Annotated in this window: 17 protein-coding genes; all 17 read right to left on the reverse strand. The window is 34.5% G+C overall.

The window, feature by feature from the left end; all coding sequences use genetic code 11:
• Window positions 1-32: 32 nt before the first annotated feature.
• The 17 genes from C8E03_RS11250 to C8E03_RS11330 all read right to left on the reverse strand — a co-directional run bounded on the left by C8E03_RS11250 (window position 33) and on the right by C8E03_RS11330 (window position 17,651).
• Entirely contained in the window at window positions 33-1,073 is a 1,041-nt protein-coding gene (locus tag C8E03_RS11250) for a glycosyltransferase family 2 protein (RefSeq protein ID WP_110291095.1), read from the reverse strand.
• Between the two features lie 75 nt (window positions 1,074-1,148).
• Window positions 1,149-2,156: a glycosyltransferase family 2 protein gene (locus tag C8E03_RS11255; RefSeq protein WP_170122979.1), complete on the reverse strand. Its 1,008-nt coding sequence runs from the start codon at window positions 2,154-2,156 to the stop codon at window positions 1,149-1,151.
• A 69-nt stretch (window positions 2,157-2,225) separates the two neighbouring features.
• Window positions 2,226-3,260: a glycosyltransferase family 2 protein gene (locus C8E03_RS11260; protein ID WP_170122980.1), complete on the reverse strand. Its 1,035-nt coding sequence runs from the start codon at window positions 3,258-3,260 to the stop codon at window positions 2,226-2,228.
• Window positions 3,253-3,813: an acyltransferase gene (locus tag C8E03_RS22465; RefSeq protein ID WP_242993496.1), complete on the reverse strand. Its 561-nt coding sequence runs from the start codon at window positions 3,811-3,813 to the stop codon at window positions 3,253-3,255. The genes C8E03_RS11260 and C8E03_RS22465 overlap by 8 nt, the downstream gene beginning before the upstream one ends.
• Before the next feature lie 60 nt (window positions 3,814-3,873).
• Window positions 3,874-5,397 (reverse strand): lipopolysaccharide biosynthesis protein, encoded by a 1,524-nt coding sequence (locus C8E03_RS11270; protein WP_094377198.1) that lies wholly within the window; start codon window positions 5,395-5,397, stop codon window positions 3,874-3,876.
• Between the two features lie 58 nt (window positions 5,398-5,455).
• Window positions 5,456-7,504 (reverse strand): DUF2142 domain-containing protein, encoded by a 2,049-nt coding sequence (locus C8E03_RS11275; RefSeq protein WP_110291098.1) that lies wholly within the window; start codon window positions 7,502-7,504, stop codon window positions 5,456-5,458.
• Window positions 7,497-8,159 (reverse strand): hypothetical protein, encoded by a 663-nt coding sequence (locus C8E03_RS11280; RefSeq protein ID WP_110291099.1) that lies wholly within the window; start codon window positions 8,157-8,159, stop codon window positions 7,497-7,499. The genes C8E03_RS11275 and C8E03_RS11280 overlap by 8 nt, the downstream gene beginning before the upstream one ends.
• A gap of 49 nt (window positions 8,160-8,208) precedes the next feature.
• Window positions 8,209-8,472 carry an HPr family phosphocarrier protein gene (locus C8E03_RS11285; protein WP_094377201.1) on the reverse strand — a complete coding sequence of 88 codons (264 nt, stop codon included), beginning with the start codon at window positions 8,470-8,472 and terminating at the stop codon, window positions 8,209-8,211.
• A gap of 58 nt (window positions 8,473-8,530) precedes the next feature.
• Window positions 8,531-9,880 (reverse strand): phosphoglucosamine mutase, encoded by a 1,350-nt coding sequence (gene glmM, locus C8E03_RS11290; RefSeq protein ID WP_110291161.1) that lies wholly within the window; start codon window positions 9,878-9,880, stop codon window positions 8,531-8,533.
• 23 nt (window positions 9,881-9,903) lie between these two features.
• Window positions 9,904-11,175 (reverse strand): CdaR family protein, encoded by a 1,272-nt coding sequence (locus tag C8E03_RS11295; RefSeq protein ID WP_110291100.1) that lies wholly within the window; start codon window positions 11,173-11,175, stop codon window positions 9,904-9,906.
• Window positions 11,153-12,034, reverse strand: a complete 882-nt coding sequence (gene cdaA, locus C8E03_RS11300; RefSeq protein ID WP_094377203.1) for a diadenylate cyclase CdaA — start codon at window positions 12,032-12,034, stop codon at window positions 11,153-11,155. Before cdaA ends, C8E03_RS11295 begins: the two co-directional genes overlap by 23 nt.
• A 28-nt stretch (window positions 12,035-12,062) precedes the next feature.
• Complete coding sequence (locus C8E03_RS11305; RefSeq protein ID WP_094377204.1) at window positions 12,063-13,064, reverse strand: hypothetical protein; 1,002 nt, start codon at window positions 13,062-13,064, stop codon at window positions 12,063-12,065.
• Window positions 13,042-13,497, reverse strand: coding sequence for a hypothetical protein (locus tag C8E03_RS11310; RefSeq protein WP_094377205.1), 456 nt, complete (start codon window positions 13,495-13,497; stop codon window positions 13,042-13,044). The genes C8E03_RS11305 and C8E03_RS11310 overlap by 23 nt, the downstream gene beginning before the upstream one ends.
• A 241-nt stretch (window positions 13,498-13,738) precedes the next feature.
• Window positions 13,739-14,152 carry a class I tRNA ligase family protein gene (locus C8E03_RS11315; protein ID WP_094377206.1) on the reverse strand — a complete coding sequence of 138 codons (414 nt, stop codon included), beginning with the start codon at window positions 14,150-14,152 and terminating at the stop codon, window positions 13,739-13,741.
• Window positions 14,153-14,164: 12 nt separating this feature from the next.
• Window positions 14,165-14,902, reverse strand: coding sequence for a ComF family protein (locus C8E03_RS11320; RefSeq protein WP_242993498.1), 738 nt, complete (start codon window positions 14,900-14,902; stop codon window positions 14,165-14,167).
• Between the two features lie 40 nt (window positions 14,903-14,942).
• Complete coding sequence (gene recD2 / locus C8E03_RS11325; protein ID WP_094377208.1) at window positions 14,943-17,162, reverse strand: SF1B family DNA helicase RecD2; 2,220 nt, start codon at window positions 17,160-17,162, stop codon at window positions 14,943-14,945.
• A gap of 150 nt (window positions 17,163-17,312) precedes the next feature.
• The gene (locus C8E03_RS11330) at window positions 17,313-17,651 is read right to left on the reverse strand and encodes a rod-binding protein (RefSeq protein ID WP_094377209.1); all 339 of its coding nucleotides are present in this window, start codon (window positions 17,649-17,651) and stop codon (window positions 17,313-17,315) included.
• Between the last annotated feature and the right edge of the window lie 29 nt (window positions 17,652-17,680).

Raw genomic sequence — 17,680 nt, forward strand, 5'->3', positions numbered from 1 at the left:
TCATTATGTAATTTCTGTACTTTTATACACATTCATCCTCTTAGCTTAAAAAATACAAAGGTAATCAAAAAGCAACAGCGATACAGTTTATACCGAATCAGATTAATGTATATTTTTTCTGACATAGAAAGCTTTGGCATATCGTAGCTCTCAATCGCTAGTCTTACCTCTGGCTTTTGAAATATCTTTTTTAGGTTCCTGATTACTTGCCTAAAGCCAGACTTATAATTTTTCATAATTTCTCCTTTAATGCCAAGTATCGTAAGACACAGAAAATCATTGGTAATCTGTGTAGAGAAATCATATACATTTTTTTGTATTGAAATATTAAGAAGCTGATTCATAGTTTCTGCTATCTTTCCAACATAATCAGGATCGTGTTTTCCCGTCATAGACTTTTGATTAATCCAGTAATGATAGGGAAAATAATTATCGATCATACTCACCCGCTTTGCATCGCAAAGCACAGGAAATGTAAGCTGTAAGTCCTCTCCTATTGATACCAAATCGCTGCAATATTTGATATTTTCAAGAATAATCTGCCTTTTATACAATTTCGTTACTCTGGCAGGCTGTATCGTTCTTCCAAAGAAACTTCCATCACTTAAAAATGTTGGATAAATTTCTTTTACGATATCCGCTCGCTCATAGACCTTTCCTGACAGTTTAGAACTCTCTGTTTTTGTCTTTGTCAAACCATCCTCAAATTCATAAGTGAGTCCGCATATGGTTAAATCTGAATCCGTTTCCTTTGCTTTCTCATAAAGGGTGGTAAACATATCCATATCAATCCAGTCATCACTATCCACAAATCCAACAAATTCTCCCGATGCTTTCAGAACTCCGGCTTTCCATGCCGATGTCAGTCCGCCGTTTTCCTTATGAATGACCTGAATGCGAGAATCCGTTTTGGCATACTCATCACATATCTTTCCGGAAGTATCAGTTGCTCCATCGTCTACCAGAATAATTTCAATGTCTTTCATTGTTTGATTTTGAATGCTTTGTACACATCGTTCTAAATATTTCTCCACGTTATACACCGGTACAACGATACTTACTTTCGGACTCATATAACTCTCCTATCTACCATATTTTCATATACACGTTTAAGAGGATATTCGCGATCCGCTTCGCTACTTGTTCAATTATTCCTTGTCGTAATGCTCCATTACTTTTTCCTTTAACACTGGAGCCGAGCAGGACTGTAACAACTTTTGATAAATCATAGGACATCTATAAAATAAAGTATAGCCAATTCTTGTCTTCATCGGGAATGTTCCATATTGTCTGTTTCTTCTTGCTGCATCTCTTACCTTTTCCCTTAACATTTGCTGTTCTTTTTTCGAATCTGGCAGACCATTCTTGCATTGAAAAAACAAATCAATAATACCGTCAGCATAGGATCTGATTGCAATTGGAAGAATCTCGTTTAACCCCTTTTCCTCTAAAAAGTTAAGCCGCTGCTCCACTGACCAGGCCCAATCCAGGCGGTTTCGATTGAATTTTTTTCTTGTAATACTCTCGCCCCCCACAAAATAACCATACAAAAACCAGTCTACAAACACAGCCTGTTTTGCGGCGTAATACAATCGATGTGTTGTTGCTTCATCCTCATGAATACGCCCATTTGGATATCGTACCTGGTCAAATAAGTCTTTCTTATAAATCTTGTTCCAAGCAACTACAAAAAATGCTCCATCTGGAGAATACATTTTCTCAATCATCTGAACTCCAGTATATACATAGCTTTCACCTGCTTTGTGACTTTGCGTTAAATAGTCTCCCTTGACATATTCATATTTACACATGGCAATATCACTGTTCGACTTTTTAATTGCCTGATAGAGAATTTGAATAAAATCCATTGCTAAAAAATCATCCGAATCCACAAATGCAATATACTCTCCTCTTGCAAGGTCAATCCCTGCATTTCTGGCACCCGAAAGACCTTTATTCTTTTGGTGAATGACCTTAATTCGCTCATCTCTTTGGCTATATTCTTCGCATATTTCAGGACAACCATCCGGTGATTCATCATCCACCAAGATAATCTCCAAATCGGAATAGCTTTGATTAATAATGGAATCTACGCATCTTCTGATATACTGTTCTACTTTATATACCGGTACAATGACACTGATGAGTTCATTCATCGCTATCATCCTTTCACTTATATCATTTTTATCTTTTACTCTTATGATGCTCTTATAAAACACAAGACTTTAGCTCTTAGTCCCCCGAAGCAGATTCAGACACCACTTTCTAATATAAATAAGCAAGTAAACGATATACTTTCTCTTTCTCTTAAAAAAGAAATTAATCAATCTATAATCAATCTGTAAACCTTCTATATTCTGATTCGCATTTTGAATGTAGGAATCTTTCATATATTTCTCAATTAAATCAAGCTTTTGATCTCTGGTTATCGTCTTATCATAAGCCATTCCCTCAATTTCATCCAAAAACTCCAGTAGCAAACGTTTATATATTATATGATTACCCACTTGAATTTTTCGGTTATACTCTTCTTTATCGGCTTCTTTCAAAAGTAAAGAATAAAATTCTTTCACCGCTTCACAGATTCGTACTGCAATCTGATATTTATCCGCTCTCTTCTTAGAGGATAACGTATCCTGCCCATTTTTCTGGATGTAGTAATAAAGCGGTTCATCAAGTATCACGATGCTTTCTACTCCTTTCATATATTCCAGATTAAAAAGTAAATCCTCTCCCAAGCTTAAACTCGCATCAAATCTGTTTTTGATTAATTCTCTCAGAAATAACTTATTCCAAGGCATGTTTAAAAACCCAGCTTCATATAACTTTAAGAATTCTTCTGAACTTTCTTTCAAAATTATATGGTTTCTTTTTGCTGCTTTTACAATATCACGTTGTAAAAATAAATGGTGATATCCACAGACAGCCATTTGCGCACCTGTGTTTTCCACATTTCTAAGAAGTGTTTCACACATATCCTCAGAAATGTAATCATCACTGTCAACAAATTGAATGTATTCTCCTTTGGCATGTTGAATACCTGTATTTCTTGCTCTGGATACACCTTCATTTTCCTTTAATATCACCTTGACACGAGAGTCCTTTTTCTCATACTCTTTTCCTATATCTATGGATGTATCAGTAGGTCCATCAATAACAAGTAAAATTTCAAGTTCTGAATAGGTCTGATGAATCAGGCTTTCCAAACACCTTTGCAATGTTTTCTCACTATTATATACAGGCACGATAATACTAATCATTTCTCTTCTCCTGACAATACACATTCTTCTTTTTACATATCGTTTCTCTCTTCTGATAATAAAGTGAGTCCTCCAAAACTATCCCTTTTACCACGCTGCCTGCGGCAATAACACAGTTATCCCCTATCTGGCTTCCTTTTAGGATAACACAATTTGCACCAATCCATACATCATTTCCAATCACTACTTTTTCCTTAATAAAGCTGCTTAGAGACTTTCGATAATCGTGGTCGTGATCTACTATGACTACATTATTTGCTATCTGGCATCCCGAACCAATAGAAATGCCCGCCAAGCAAGTAATGCTTACATTACTGTTTAGAAAACATTTGTCTCCAATGCTTAAAGTACCCTCTTCTGCTCTTACTGTCACATTTGTTCGGGTTACCATTTCTTTTCCAATTGATACATTTGCTTTTGGTGAAATACGAAGAACAAATCCTTTATCAAACGCCTGAATCCAAGTAATATTTAATTTTCTTCCATATCGAATTTTCCAAAATATTATCTTTGGCAAGGTAAACATAGCTCTTTTTGCAAGCTCAAGCTGCATTACAAACACCTCCAATGTATTACTTTATACGCTTCAATCATTCCTTGTATTTCATTAGCTTTATGCTCTTCCTAATACATTCTTAATTTTATTTCTTATCATTTCACGTTCAACTTTTGTTAATATTATAAAATAATTTGCAAACACTGATACGACTCCAGCCGGAATTCCAACCAACAGCAGACTTGCATAACTGTCAATTTCATGAAATTGCTTAGAAATAAATGCAATGACAAGAATACAGCCAATCGACAAAAAGCCAAGCCCGATATCACTATAAAAACGATACCATTTTACTCCCAATGCTTTTGCTGCATAGAGTGGTGTGAAAGTAAGATTACGCAGCAAACCAATGATGGTACTGACTCCTGCTACTGCATAGATACCAAGGTTCGTATTTTTAAGAAGAACAAACACAATAATAGTTGTTAGGACTCCAGATAAAAGCATGACAAAAGCATTTTCTTTTACTTTTTTTGTGATAATAAATACATGGTAAAGAACTTGTATACTCATACTAACATAAAGAGTTCCTACCGTAAGTATTGTTAATTGATATAGTTCTATGGCATCCTGAGTTGGCTGCCATAGCGGATAAAATTCCATGCTATAAGCGGTAAGAAATGCCAATGGAATACTTAGCAAAAATATGAGCATTCGATTGCAACTTTTAATTACCTGAATCAGTTCTTCTGTATTTCCTTTTGCATAGGCTATTGTAATTTGAGGATTAAAGATTCCAATTACATTTCCCATAAAATTTGTAACAGTGGATGGTAATATCTTTGCTATTGTTAAAACTCCAGCTGCATCAGCAGAAATAAAAATATTGGCAATTACTACATCTATCTGTTCTAAAAGCGCTTGTCCAAGTCTTGTCACAGAGTTCCAGAGTCCGAGAGATACCAATTCCCATATCTTTCCCAAATCAAAATACTTTTTATCTACTTTAATGCAAGGAAGTAATTGCTTGGTAAACTTACGATTAGCAAAGGCTAAGAAAAGTGTACACACTATTGAAGCAAAACCGATATACCATAAGTATGGTCTAAAAAACACATATGCTACTGCTAAGATAATTGCACGTATTATCTCAGTTTGAATGGTTTTAATCGCCAATAAATCCAATCGGTCCGTAGCATAGGTAGCAACACTATAAATTGATGTAATAATACTGATGAAAAAATTAATAAAAATAAGAACAAATAATATCTTAACATCGCAAACTAATTCAGGCCCTATATTAAGAATATTGTCTAAAAATATTACTAAAATCACAGATGGGAGCAGCAATATCGCGCTCACTATAATATTCGCATAAAATACGGACGAAAAATATTTATTGGCATCTTTATAATTATCCTGATGAATGTTGATAGTAATAAACCTACTCGCCATTGTATTTAAAGCAGACACCAGTATTTGCGCATAGGATACAAAATCGCTTGACATCTTTACATAACTAATTCCTGCTTTTCCTACACGAGCTACTATGTATGGACTTAAAACAAAGTTAATCCCTATTGTTACAAAAATGGATATCAATTGTGCTGACATATTTATTATTAATCTTTTTTTATTCATGTACTACTCCTTGCTAATAATGCGCAGAAGAATTGTTTCACTCCTCTACGCATTGGTTTTAGAAACAAAGTGGCTTTAAGAAATACACATATGTTCCGTAAAGATTGATGAATATAATAATTGAAAAAATGATTTTATGAAACATTTCAGTTGAAATATTTACTTTAAATTTATTGTTTTTGAATACAAACATAAGTGGCAGGATAAACGGAATATAGTACCTGCCTTGTACCCCATTAATATAATTCTCTCCAACACCTGTGTAGCTGATATATAGACCTGTCCATACAAGACATGCCACACCAAAAGCCATAACTGCTAATAACAGCTTCCATTTTCTTTCTAATATATGCTTTCTGTCTGCCTCTGTTTGAAACAAAGATATTCCTAATATTAACACACTAGTAAGTGCTGCAAATATCTTTGGAAATCGACCTAAATACGCATATAACAGCCAGGTAGAAGTACCAAGTAAATAATCAAAAGCTGAATTTTTAAGGCTTCTAAGCAAAATCTTTGTATATATCAGCGGATTCTGGAAAATATATTTTATTTGGCCAACAAAGCTTGTATTAGCAACACGCTTATCACCAAAATATTGGATATTCGTCTGAATTGCATCATAACCGGAGCTTGCTGTAATTGGCGGCGATTTAATCGTATAGAGAAGCATCAAAACGATAGCAACAATTCCAACTTTAAAGAAAGCCGTCTTAAATTTGTCATCAAACTTTTCTTTTGGTAAAAAGCATAATAACAGCATCATTACAATATAAATCGTCTTTGACCATGTACCTACAACAAAGCACAGTATCATAGCAAGTGCAATGTACCACTTTATTTTTTTATCCTTATCAATTATTTCATTGAGCCATAGGATAAAACCTAAAAATACCAATGCTGTAATAAATGCATCATACGCATAAACCGATGCCAAAAACAGCGGTGTCGGCAAAAGACCGATAGCAGCAATATATATCTTTCCAAACTTAGCAATCCGAATGGCCAATGCCATCATCAATGTATAGAATAATAGATTCCCAAACTTACCAAGCATATATGCCCAGGAAAACGGAAGATCGCAAATTCTTGCTAACACAAGCATAATTGACTGCGGCAGATAGGCTCTTACATTATACAAAACAAATCTTTGCTGATATTTTAAGTCCGCCTTGCTATAATCATTTCTCTCCTGCAAATAGTCAGCTACAATTCCCTTTTCTTCTATGCTATCATAGTTTGGTACTACTAAACCTTTCATTTGAATGGCGGCTTCTGTATACTGAATCATCTGCCCAAAAGAAGCCCTATATGCACTTTCGTAGTGAACCTGCTCGTCCCAGCTTCTTTCATTCGTTCCGTCAAATAAAATCATAAAGCTGCCAAATAGCAGTGATAATATAATAAAAGCAAATTCAAGACGTTTACTGAATAAACTTTTATTTAAAATTAAAAATGCAATTGCAAGCATACCACCAATTAAATATAGCATTCTGCAATAATTAATGTGAAACTCGTTGCTAATTGCAACTGTAACATTCTTACCTGTAAATTCCTGACTTGTTGACAAGCTGATTATAATTTGGTCTGCCTGTCCATTTACATTGGTAACACTTTCACCTAGTCGGGCATTTAATGAATCGTAAACACTCTTACCATCCTGAATACCACCTAGCATTCGTGTAATTCCATAGCCCAAATCAGAATCCGTTGGATATGTCACATGAAGCTTCTTGATATAGTAATCTGTTCCAATATCGAGAGTTATGGTCGTCTGATAGACTCTTCTGGCCAGTACACCATCCTGTTCTACCAAAGATTCATCTACTTGCTCTACATATTCCTCGTTATTTAACTCAGCTACAATTTTGTCATTTTGCTTTTGAAGCTCAATCTCGGCTATTTTATCCTCCGTCAGAGGTACTAATTCTTCATCATTTTCAATTTTTATCGTGTCATTTTGATGCGATAAATCAAAAGTAATTGAATCATTTGCATGAAAAATAGCACTTTGATTATAGCCAAAGCACTCAATTAAGAAAGCTATTAATATAATAGCTGTTACAACAATACCATTTCTCTTCCAATTCGTATTCCTTCTATTCATAATGCTTAATCACTTTCTGCTTCTTCTTACTTTCCAATGTGAAAAATACACTAACAAAAATTGCCAGCATTACTTTTAAGTCAAAAACAAGCGGATAGGTATGATAAAAATAAATATAGCTAGACTTTAAATTTCCCTCAATTCTTTTACCGTTCACGCTCGTACTGGCATATTCATCCTTTATTTCTACTTCCTTGTTAGCAATCAAAGCCGGATATGCATTCTCGCTTCCCGTGAAATAGAATTTTATTGTCAAAACGCCATTGCATTCCGACATATTGGTAAATGGCAAGTATACATATTGGGGATCATCGACATCCTTTAATAATTGCTCTCCTGTTCCCAATAAAGTTCCATTACTGTCATATACCTCATATATCACCTTACCATCCGTAAACTCAGCACCTTGTTTAGATATCCATACCTGTATTCCATTTAAAGGCTTTGTACCTGAGTTGCATTGATATTCAACAAAGCTGTTTGGCGGTAATGGAATGGAAAATTCTGAGCCTTCTATTACATTAATATCAGTTGTATTGATTACTGTATTAGGAAATACATAGCTGACAGCAAGCCCTAATGCTGCAATCACAATGCCTGATATAACTATTAATTTCCCATAGCTTTCTAATAACCCAATTATTCTATCTTTCATATTTTTTCCTAATCTCTTAGTTCATTTCAACATTTATTGCATTAAGCCATTATTCTCCTAAGCCACTTTCCACTGCTTCCACTAAGGCCTTTAATGCTTCTTCTTCATCTTCACCGTCGCAATTAATTTCTATTTCATCACCACATTTCACACATGCTCCAAGCACGCTTAGAACACTTTTCGCATTTGCTGTATTCCCCCAATAGCTAAATGTAATAAGTGATTTAAACTGCATCGCTTCCTTGCATAAAATTCCAGCCGGTCTTAAATGTAATCCTGTTGGATTCTTAATAACCACTTTTTGACTTACCATTATGCCTTACCTCCATAATAAGATGTTTTAACACAATTCTCTCTTAGATATCTTATTCTTATAACATAGTTTTAGTTATCAATTCAGCCAATTTATGAGCCTCTTTTTCAATTACTTTTTGATTCTTACCCTCAATCATAACTCGAACCAATGGCTCGGTTCCAGAAGGTCTTATTAATACTCTTCCCTCACCAGCAAACATTTTCTCAATTTCTTGTATTTCTTCTGCAATTTCAGCATATTCCATATACTTATCTTTTTTATGATTCGGAACTTTTGCATTAACTAGAGCTTGAGGCATTACTTCCATTATTTGAGCAAGCTCAGACAACGGTTTCTTCGTTTTCACAACTACCTCTAATAAATGCAAGGCACTAATTAATCCATCTCCCGTTGTATTTTCATCCAGAAATATTATATGGCCTGATTGTTCGCCACCAAGATTTGCCCCAATTTCTATCATTCTCTCTAAAACGTAGCGATCTCCCACTTTAGTCTGTTCAATCCGAAGACCATTCTTCGTTCCCATAAGCATAAATCCAAGATTGCTCATAACAGTAGCAACAATGGTATCTTTTTTCAGTCTTCTATTTTCTTTCAAATAATATCCACATATTGCCATCAACTCGTCGCCATCCACTAATTTACCGTTTTCATCCACTGCTAGCAAACGATCCGCATCTCCATCAAATGCAAGACCTAGCGCCGCCTTTTCATAGACAACTCTTGCCATTAATTCCTCCATATGCGTAGAACCACAATTTGAATTAATGTTAGTTCCATCCGGGTTGGTATGTATCGCTACTACGTCAGCTCCCAATTCAGTTAGAGTCCTTATCGCAGTATAATAGGCAGCACCCTCTGCGCAGTCAGCTACAATTCGAACACCTGTCAAATCCACATCAACTACTGACTTTACAAATTTCACATAATCTTCTTTTGCATCCGTTTTATACTCTATTTTTCCAATTTCTGCACCAATTGGCATATTAACGTTATTCATATTATTATGAATCAACTCTTCAATTTCATCTTCTAAGGCATCAGATAGTTTATAGCCTTCTGCATTAAAAAATTTAATTCCATTGAATTCCATTGGATTATGTGATGCCGATATAACAACTCCTGCGTCCACTTTGTATTTTCTTGTTAGATAAGCAACAGCAGGTGTCGGAAGTACACCAAGATAAATTGCATTTGCTCCAACCGAACAAATACCTGCCATCAAAGCATTTGCAAGCATACCACCTGAAATTCTGGTATCACAACCTACTATAATAGTTGGCTTATGTGCATTTTCTTTCGTTAGTACATAGGCTCCTGCCTGTCCAAGCTTCATAGCAAGCTCTATCGTGAGCTCACTATTTGCAATACCCCTTACTCCATCAGTTCCGAATAATCTACCCATTTTATCTCCATCCATTTCTTCCTCTAAGATTTTGCTCCACTGGCATTTGTTGCACTTTTTGTTACAACAATATTTACTGTTACCTCTCCAACCACTGATGCTTCAATTCCGTCTGTTAATGAAACGGCAACAGTAACTACTTTTGTACCTGTTTCTTTAAGTCCTGATAAATCCAAGCTGGCTGTAATATTGCCTGCCGTAATATCATTTAAAACCTCCGCTAAACCTTTTATCGTTACTACTATATTGTCATTATTTGCATAATTAACGCTATACTTCGACGGAATGTTTTGCAGCGCAATGCTACTTTTTGCCACTTCAATACTCTTCGTCTCTAATTTCTCCATGATTGCAGTAACTAAAACTGAAGCCTCACTGGAATCTACCAATCGAACTGCACTAGGCAGATAACCTGTTATATCGATAATCTGCTGTACGTTGTCAGTTGCATCGCTGATATCTATCAGATCATTATTTATATCTAACTCATTAAGATCCGCCAGATCCTCATCCTCACCAGCAACGGTAATCTTATCAGGTGAGCATACTAATCCTACACATTGATAATCATCTCCCGGTGTCCCCTTTGTCAAAAAATTAAGTTCAATTTCTTTCGTCTTTAACAAATCAACTGTTACTGCTATATCATCACTCTTATATTCCAGACTAGTAGACTCTATCACATCTCCGTCACTGTCATAAAATTTAGGAGTATAGGATGCATTAATTGTCGTTGTCATATCTTCTACATCTACGGTAATTGCAACCTTACTAATCTTATTTACTACAGATGCTGCTCCTGTTACCTTTAATACACTTGGATTACAAGTAATATCACCGACTGCATACCCATCTCCGGGTGTTCCACTGATTATTGTATTAATTGCAAATTGCTTTGTGGCAGAATCCTCAATACTGATTTTTAACGTTCTTGTTTTTGGTGAAATATCCTGAATTTTATCATTGTATTTAGAAGCAGTTACATCGATAGGAACCGAATCTTTAACTATCATTTCTTTCATGTCAGCAATTGCAACAAGGTCGGTAGATTTTAATGCTTCCAAAGCCGATCTTCTTCCCTTTACACTTACACTTATAGTATCACTATTATCCGTAATATCATATACTTTTCCCTGATCCTTAATAACGGATTCATTTTCAACCGTAACATGAACATTATTAAATGTTTTTGTTTCAACAGGATCAACAATATTAACTACAATAAGCCATAAAACGATTGCAAATAGGACCGAAATGATTTTAAGACCCCAATTATGAGTTAACTTTTTTCTCATTCTTTACCCTGCCTTTCGTTTTTCTGAATCTGCCTGATTCTGGACTCTTATTTTGTAGTTCATAAAGCTTACTTCTCAAATAGTCAGAATCCACATTACGAGTTAATTCTCCTCCTGTAGCAACGGAAACCTTGCCAGTCTCCTCCGAAACAATAATAGTCAATGAGTCTGATACTTCACTGATACCAACCCCGGCTCTATGTCTCGTCCCAAGTTCCTTACTAAGTCCCATATTATCGGACAATGGCAAATAACAGGTTGCTGCTGCCACACGATTGCCGCGTACTATAATTGCTCCATCATGTAACGGAGTGTTGTGTTCAAATATATTAATCAATAATTGACTTGATATCAATGAATCTACTTCTATGCCAGTATTTTCATAATCGGTCAGACTAATATCTCTCTCAATTACGATAAGAGCACCCGTTCTTACACTACCCATTTCAAATACTGCTCTAGTTATTTCATTTACTGTCTTATCACTAAATCTCTCTTCTCCAAAGCGTTGACTGTCAATCGGAAACAAAGTGGTAAGTATGTTTTTTCTTCCTAACTGCTCAAGCGCCTTTCTAAGTTCCGGCTGGAATATAATAATAACCGCAATGATTCCAACATTGATTGTTTTACTTGCTATCCAAAGTATTGTATTCATTTCAAAAATAGATGCAAATAATATGAATGCAAGTAAAAATAAAATACCTTTAAAAAGCATCCATGCTCTTGTATTTTTAACCCATAGCATAATCTGGTAAATGATAAATGCTATAATGATAATTTCCACCAAATCTGTAATTTTTATATTTGGAAGGGATAAGCCAAACAAATAACTCGTTAAAAAGTTTTCTATATTACTCATCTCATCACACCCTTTCCATGATTGGTCTTTACTTCAAATTTTTTAACTCATTTTCTAAATCAATTTCTTCCGTCATTGACAATGGAGTTTTTCTTGTCATTTTTTTCTGTGGATTAATTCTCTTTACTTTCTTCTCTCTGGTCGTAATGCTTACTTTAGGTATCGCTTTTACGTAGTAATAATATTCGTCATCCTCGAATTGAACATGCTCTGCTCTTGTATAATCTAGATTAAAGCTCATAAATTGAACAAAAAAGGCAATTGCAACTGAAATTATCATACCGATTAAGAGTCCTATAATTTGAAATGACACATTAAACATGTAGTCGCTGATTAACATAATAAGTAAGTTAGTTAAGGCTCCTAATATAATTGCTATACTCCATGAATGATCCACGGACATTCTTCTTATTAAATATACTACTAAAATTGTTGCCGAAAATGCCAGAATGCAAACAAACATATCCTTATTATTTATTACATTATCAATTAAATAGGTATAAGTCTGAAGCATATTACTTGCTTCAGAATTATTGATAACAGATGAATTTAGTTTAACAGAGTACATCAAGTAATATAAAATAATCCCAAAAACTACCGGTACTGTGGATAGTGGTGTTCCAACCAGTCCGGCTACAATTGGCACTACATATGGAATTTTTAATATAAATGCAATTGGTGTCAATAAAACCAGATAACTTTCCTTTGGGGAAAACCGATAATACATTAAAAACATAAGCACAATCAAAACCAATGCTACCAAAGCTACAGGCAATGAAACCGCGTAAAAATGCAAAACCATATAAAGTGCAGCTAAAACTAAAGTTGCATTTAACGGTAAAAAAGTGGATGCAAGTGCAAATATGACCACTAATGCCGGATTTTTAAGCTTAGTCATAAAACCAATATTTGAATTTATTATGGAAAGCGTTAAAAATGCCATAATACATTTTGTAAATGGTCTAATATAAATTTCATATTTTCCATAAAACATTTTCAGCTTCTCTCTAAATTCTAGTAATATGGTCATTATCTGTTCTACCTCCTAAGCTTTTTCTGCTGCTATTCTTATTGTCATCTTTTTCATAGAGCTTACTAAGCCTTTTAAGCTGTCCGTAGTACCTTTTAACTCCATGCCTTGCATGGCTATATTTAATCATATACACAAAATATGCTAAAATCATATAGACTAGCATAAAAATTGCATAATATTTAAAAAAAGACTTTCCTAATAAAATTAAATTTATTTTGTGAATATTCTCCATAAAATATTCGGCTTTATATACTCCCCACATTCCCACAAACAAGCAAAATGCTATCGTAATACTTACAGCTGTTTTTAGCATGTGGTATGTAATATAATCAATACGATAATACTTGGAAATTGGTATTTCTTTCTTTCCCTGTTTCATCTCATAAGCCGCCATTTTAGTCATTAATTTAATTCTATCCTCATTTAACATATGTCACCTCTTATAACGTTTCTTATAAGCATCAGCTTGATTATATCATATCTAACACTTTATGGAAAGTTTTTTATTCCATGTACAAATCTCCTTGTAGAACAAAACTACTTGTCATAGAACCCTATGTTCCCACTTTCCAGATACATAATTGTCCTTTATATAAATTGCACCAATACATATCCTAAAAATATAAATAGACAAATGTCCCCACAATTATAAAATAATTGCAGGGACGATTTTATAGCTTATCTAAAAAGCGCATTCTTTCTTTTTCACGAGTTGGTTTCTTATCTTTAGCCAATATTGCTGTTGGCTTTTTGATTGCCTCATTCATATTATTTGCTATCTTATCCTTACATTGTTTACAATATCTGCCGGTTCTTATCATCGTACCACAATTTTCACATTCAATTGCAACCGGTGAATCATCCGTAAAGGATAATCTTTCTTCTCTTATCCATTGCTTGATTTGTTGAACACTAACCTCATTATCCTCTGCAATCATTACCATGGTCGCCTTTGGATTTTCTCTCAAATAAACCTTCACCTTTTGAAATTCGTCTTCCAAATCTGCTAAACATGAGGGACAGATTGGTTGTCCGCCTATGTAATTAAATAATTTTCTACATTTTTTACAATTTCTAACATCCATAATTTGTTCCTCCTATAACCCATCACCAGTACTTACAGTAACAAAATATGTATCGGAGACGCCAGTCTCCCTAAGTACTTCTGCTACACCATCCATTGTTACTCCCGTAGTATAAATATCGTCTATCAATAATACTTTATTTAATTTTACATCAAAATTAACTATTTTAAAAGCATTTTTAAGATTATTTATTCTTTGTTTATTATTAAGACCCTTTTGAGGTAAAGTTTTTCTAATTCTCTTAACACAGTTAGTATAAACCGGAGCACCAATATAAGTTGACAACTCCTTTGCCAAAATCTCTGCCTGATTATATCCTCTGCTTCTTAATTTGGATTTATGAAGTGGTACAGGGATTATTGCATCTACATTCCAACTCATGATCTTTTCTCCATATTTATGCATGATTTCATTAGCATATACTTTTGCATACTCACGCTTATTATTATATTTAAAGCGATAAAGTGAGCCTTTTATCCTATCATCATAAACCCATAAAGCAATTCCTTTATTAAATAAATGTTCCTTTTTGCTACAATCATAGCAATACTCTTGCTCCTCAAGCATTAATGGCTTTCCGCACTTTTTACACATTGGTTCACCTATATATGGAAGACTCTTCTTACATGTATCACAAATCTGAATATAATTAACTTTTAAGACTTCCTGACATACCGGACATGTCAATGGAAAAATAATATTTATAACTTCCTCTGTAAACTTTTTTAACTTTCTCGTATTACTCCGCACAAAAATTCTTTCTCCCCAAATCTCTCCAACGTAACTGCACCTAAATCAAGTGATCCAATTCTAAAATTCTATCCGCCAAACCAGAATATCTTTTTTGTTCGCTTTCATTTTCTATCATCATTTGAAATGTTTCTTCGTTTCCTACAATTGTTACACATTTTTTGGCTCTTGTAACCGCTGTATATAATAAATTACGGTTCATCAGCATTCTAGGTCCTGTGAGAAGTGGGATTACCACCGCAGGATATTCACTTCCCTGTGACTTGTGTATTGTAATAGCATAGGAAAGCTCTAATTCATCTAGTTGCTTAAAGGAATAGCTTACCGTTTTCCCTTCGTCAAATTCAACTACCAGCTCTTCTGTAAAATGATTAATTTCTTTAATCACACCCATATCACCATTAAATACGCCCATCCCCTTATTTAGCATGATTCCGTATCGGTTTCTAACCTCCCATTCGATCTGGTAATTATTTTTAATCTGCATGACCTTATCGCCTTCACGAAACAAACCTTGACCATATTCCTTTTCCTGCTTTGAGGCTGCCTTAGGATTTAGATATTCCTGTAAGACCTCATTTAATCTTTCTACCCCCAGATTTCCCTTTCTCATAGGTGTAAGAACCTGAATATCATAAGAACTCGCATCAACATAAGGAGGAAGCTTTTTTTGAATCAAAGTCAACAAAACACGAATAATTACATTAGAATCTTCTCTTTTTAGCAAAAAAAAGTCTTTGCTTTTATTATCTGCATTCACCCGCTCACCCTTGTTTATCTTATGGGCATTCAAAATTATGTCACTTTGCACAGCCTGTCTGAATATTTTATTTAACATGACGACTTTAAATTTCTCTGAATGAATTATATCCTTTAATACACTCCCCGGTCCGACAGACGGAAGCTGATCCACATCCCCTACCAAAATAAGACGGGTTCCGACCACAATTGCCTTTAGCAAAGCATTTATCAAATAAATATCTACCATCGACATTTCATCAATAATAACAACATCAGCATCTAGTGGATTTTCTTCATTTCTGTCAAATCCTCCTGTCGTTTCACTATCCGGTACACCTGAGACTTCCAATAATCTATGGATCGTCTGTGCTTCATATCCAGTTGCTTCCGTCATTCTTTTCGCCGCACGACCCGTTGGTGCTGCCAGTTGTATACTTAATTCCTCTGATTCAAAATATTTAATAATTGCATTTATAGTTGTTGTTTTTCCTGTTCCAGGACCACCTGTTATTATAAGAAGTCCATTCCTAACCGCCTCGATAATAGCCTGTTGTTGCAGCTCATCCAGTTCGATTTCCGAATTTAGCTCAATCCTTTTTAATTTTTGATAAATTTCTTTTTGATCTACATCGCATTGTATATTCAGGTCATGAAGCATTTTTGCGGTATTTAGTTCCATATAATAATAACGTGCCGCATAGATATTTTTTATTTCTTCTTGTGCTTTTACAATCAGCTTTTTATCTATCACCATATCCATAATGTGTTTTTGAATATTTAACTGTTCTACTTTTAACAAATCCTCTGCTCTACATAGAAGCAATGCTTCCGGCAAATAAGTATGTCCTTCATTAATAGCTTGTAAAAGTACGTATAATATACCACTTTTAATGCGAAAATCAGAATCAGTATGTATACCAACTCTGCTTGCAATCTCATCTGCTATTTTAAAACCTATTCCGCTTATATCATCTGCCAGTCGATAGGGATTTTCTTTTATTATATTATAAATATTTTGACCATATTGGTTATATATTTTTACCGCCAGCGTAGTTGATATTCCGTATTGTTGTAAAAAAATCATGGCTTTACGAAGATCCTTTTTATCCTCTAGCTGATCAGATATTTCTCTGGCTTTTTTCTCACTGATACCCTTAACTTCCACGAGTCGCTCGGGCTCTTCTTCAATAATTCGAAATGTATCCTCTTTAAATCTTCTTACAATTCGAGAAGCAAGTGCAACTCCAAGCCCCTTAATAGCTCCGGAACCCAGATATCTTTCAATTGCGATCATGTCCTGTGGTGCTTTTATCTTATATTGTTTAATCTGAAATTGCTTTCCATAATTAGGATGATCTATATAATTACCTTCCGCTTCGATTAACTCTCCCTCTCCAATATAGTGAAACATGCCGACACAAGTAATTTCTTCTCCATCGCTTATGATGTTTAGTACTGTATAACCATTATCATCATTACGATAAATAATATGTTCAATATATCCTTCTATCACTTCCACCCTTTCACCTCCTCAAGCTTATTTCCTCATTACTTAAGTAAATCGAACGGATATATCTGGGAAATAAAAATGATCTCCCAGAATATATCCGTCCAAATACGAAACCTGTATTAAGTTATTGATACTGATGCTTCGCTCTATGTTTAATTTCTATAAATTATAATTTATTTTCATTTGGTCATACAGTGTCTGGGCAATACCAAGTTCATTCTTTTCTGTTACCATAGAGGCATATTCCTGTGTCAGAGTATCCTCAAAATAATCCAGAGTACTTACCCCACTCGTGGAATCATCTTCCTCTTCCGGAATCATTTTTTTCATCTCTTTAAAAACCTGTTCTACAAAATATTGCTCAAACTGCTTGCACACATTCATCAATTCATCATCCGACGAAGTAGAATAATCTTTTGAAAGACTATCCTCAACTTTATCTGAGGCCGTCGTATTATTTAGATATTGCGCACCATATATAGAAGAAATTCCATCCATTCTTATTAACCCCTTTCAAGATATACTTA

It is taken from the genome of Lachnotalea glycerini (genome assembly GCF_003201285.1).
Lineage (GTDB): Bacteria > Bacillota > Clostridia > Lachnospirales > Lachnospiraceae > Lachnotalea > Lachnotalea glycerini.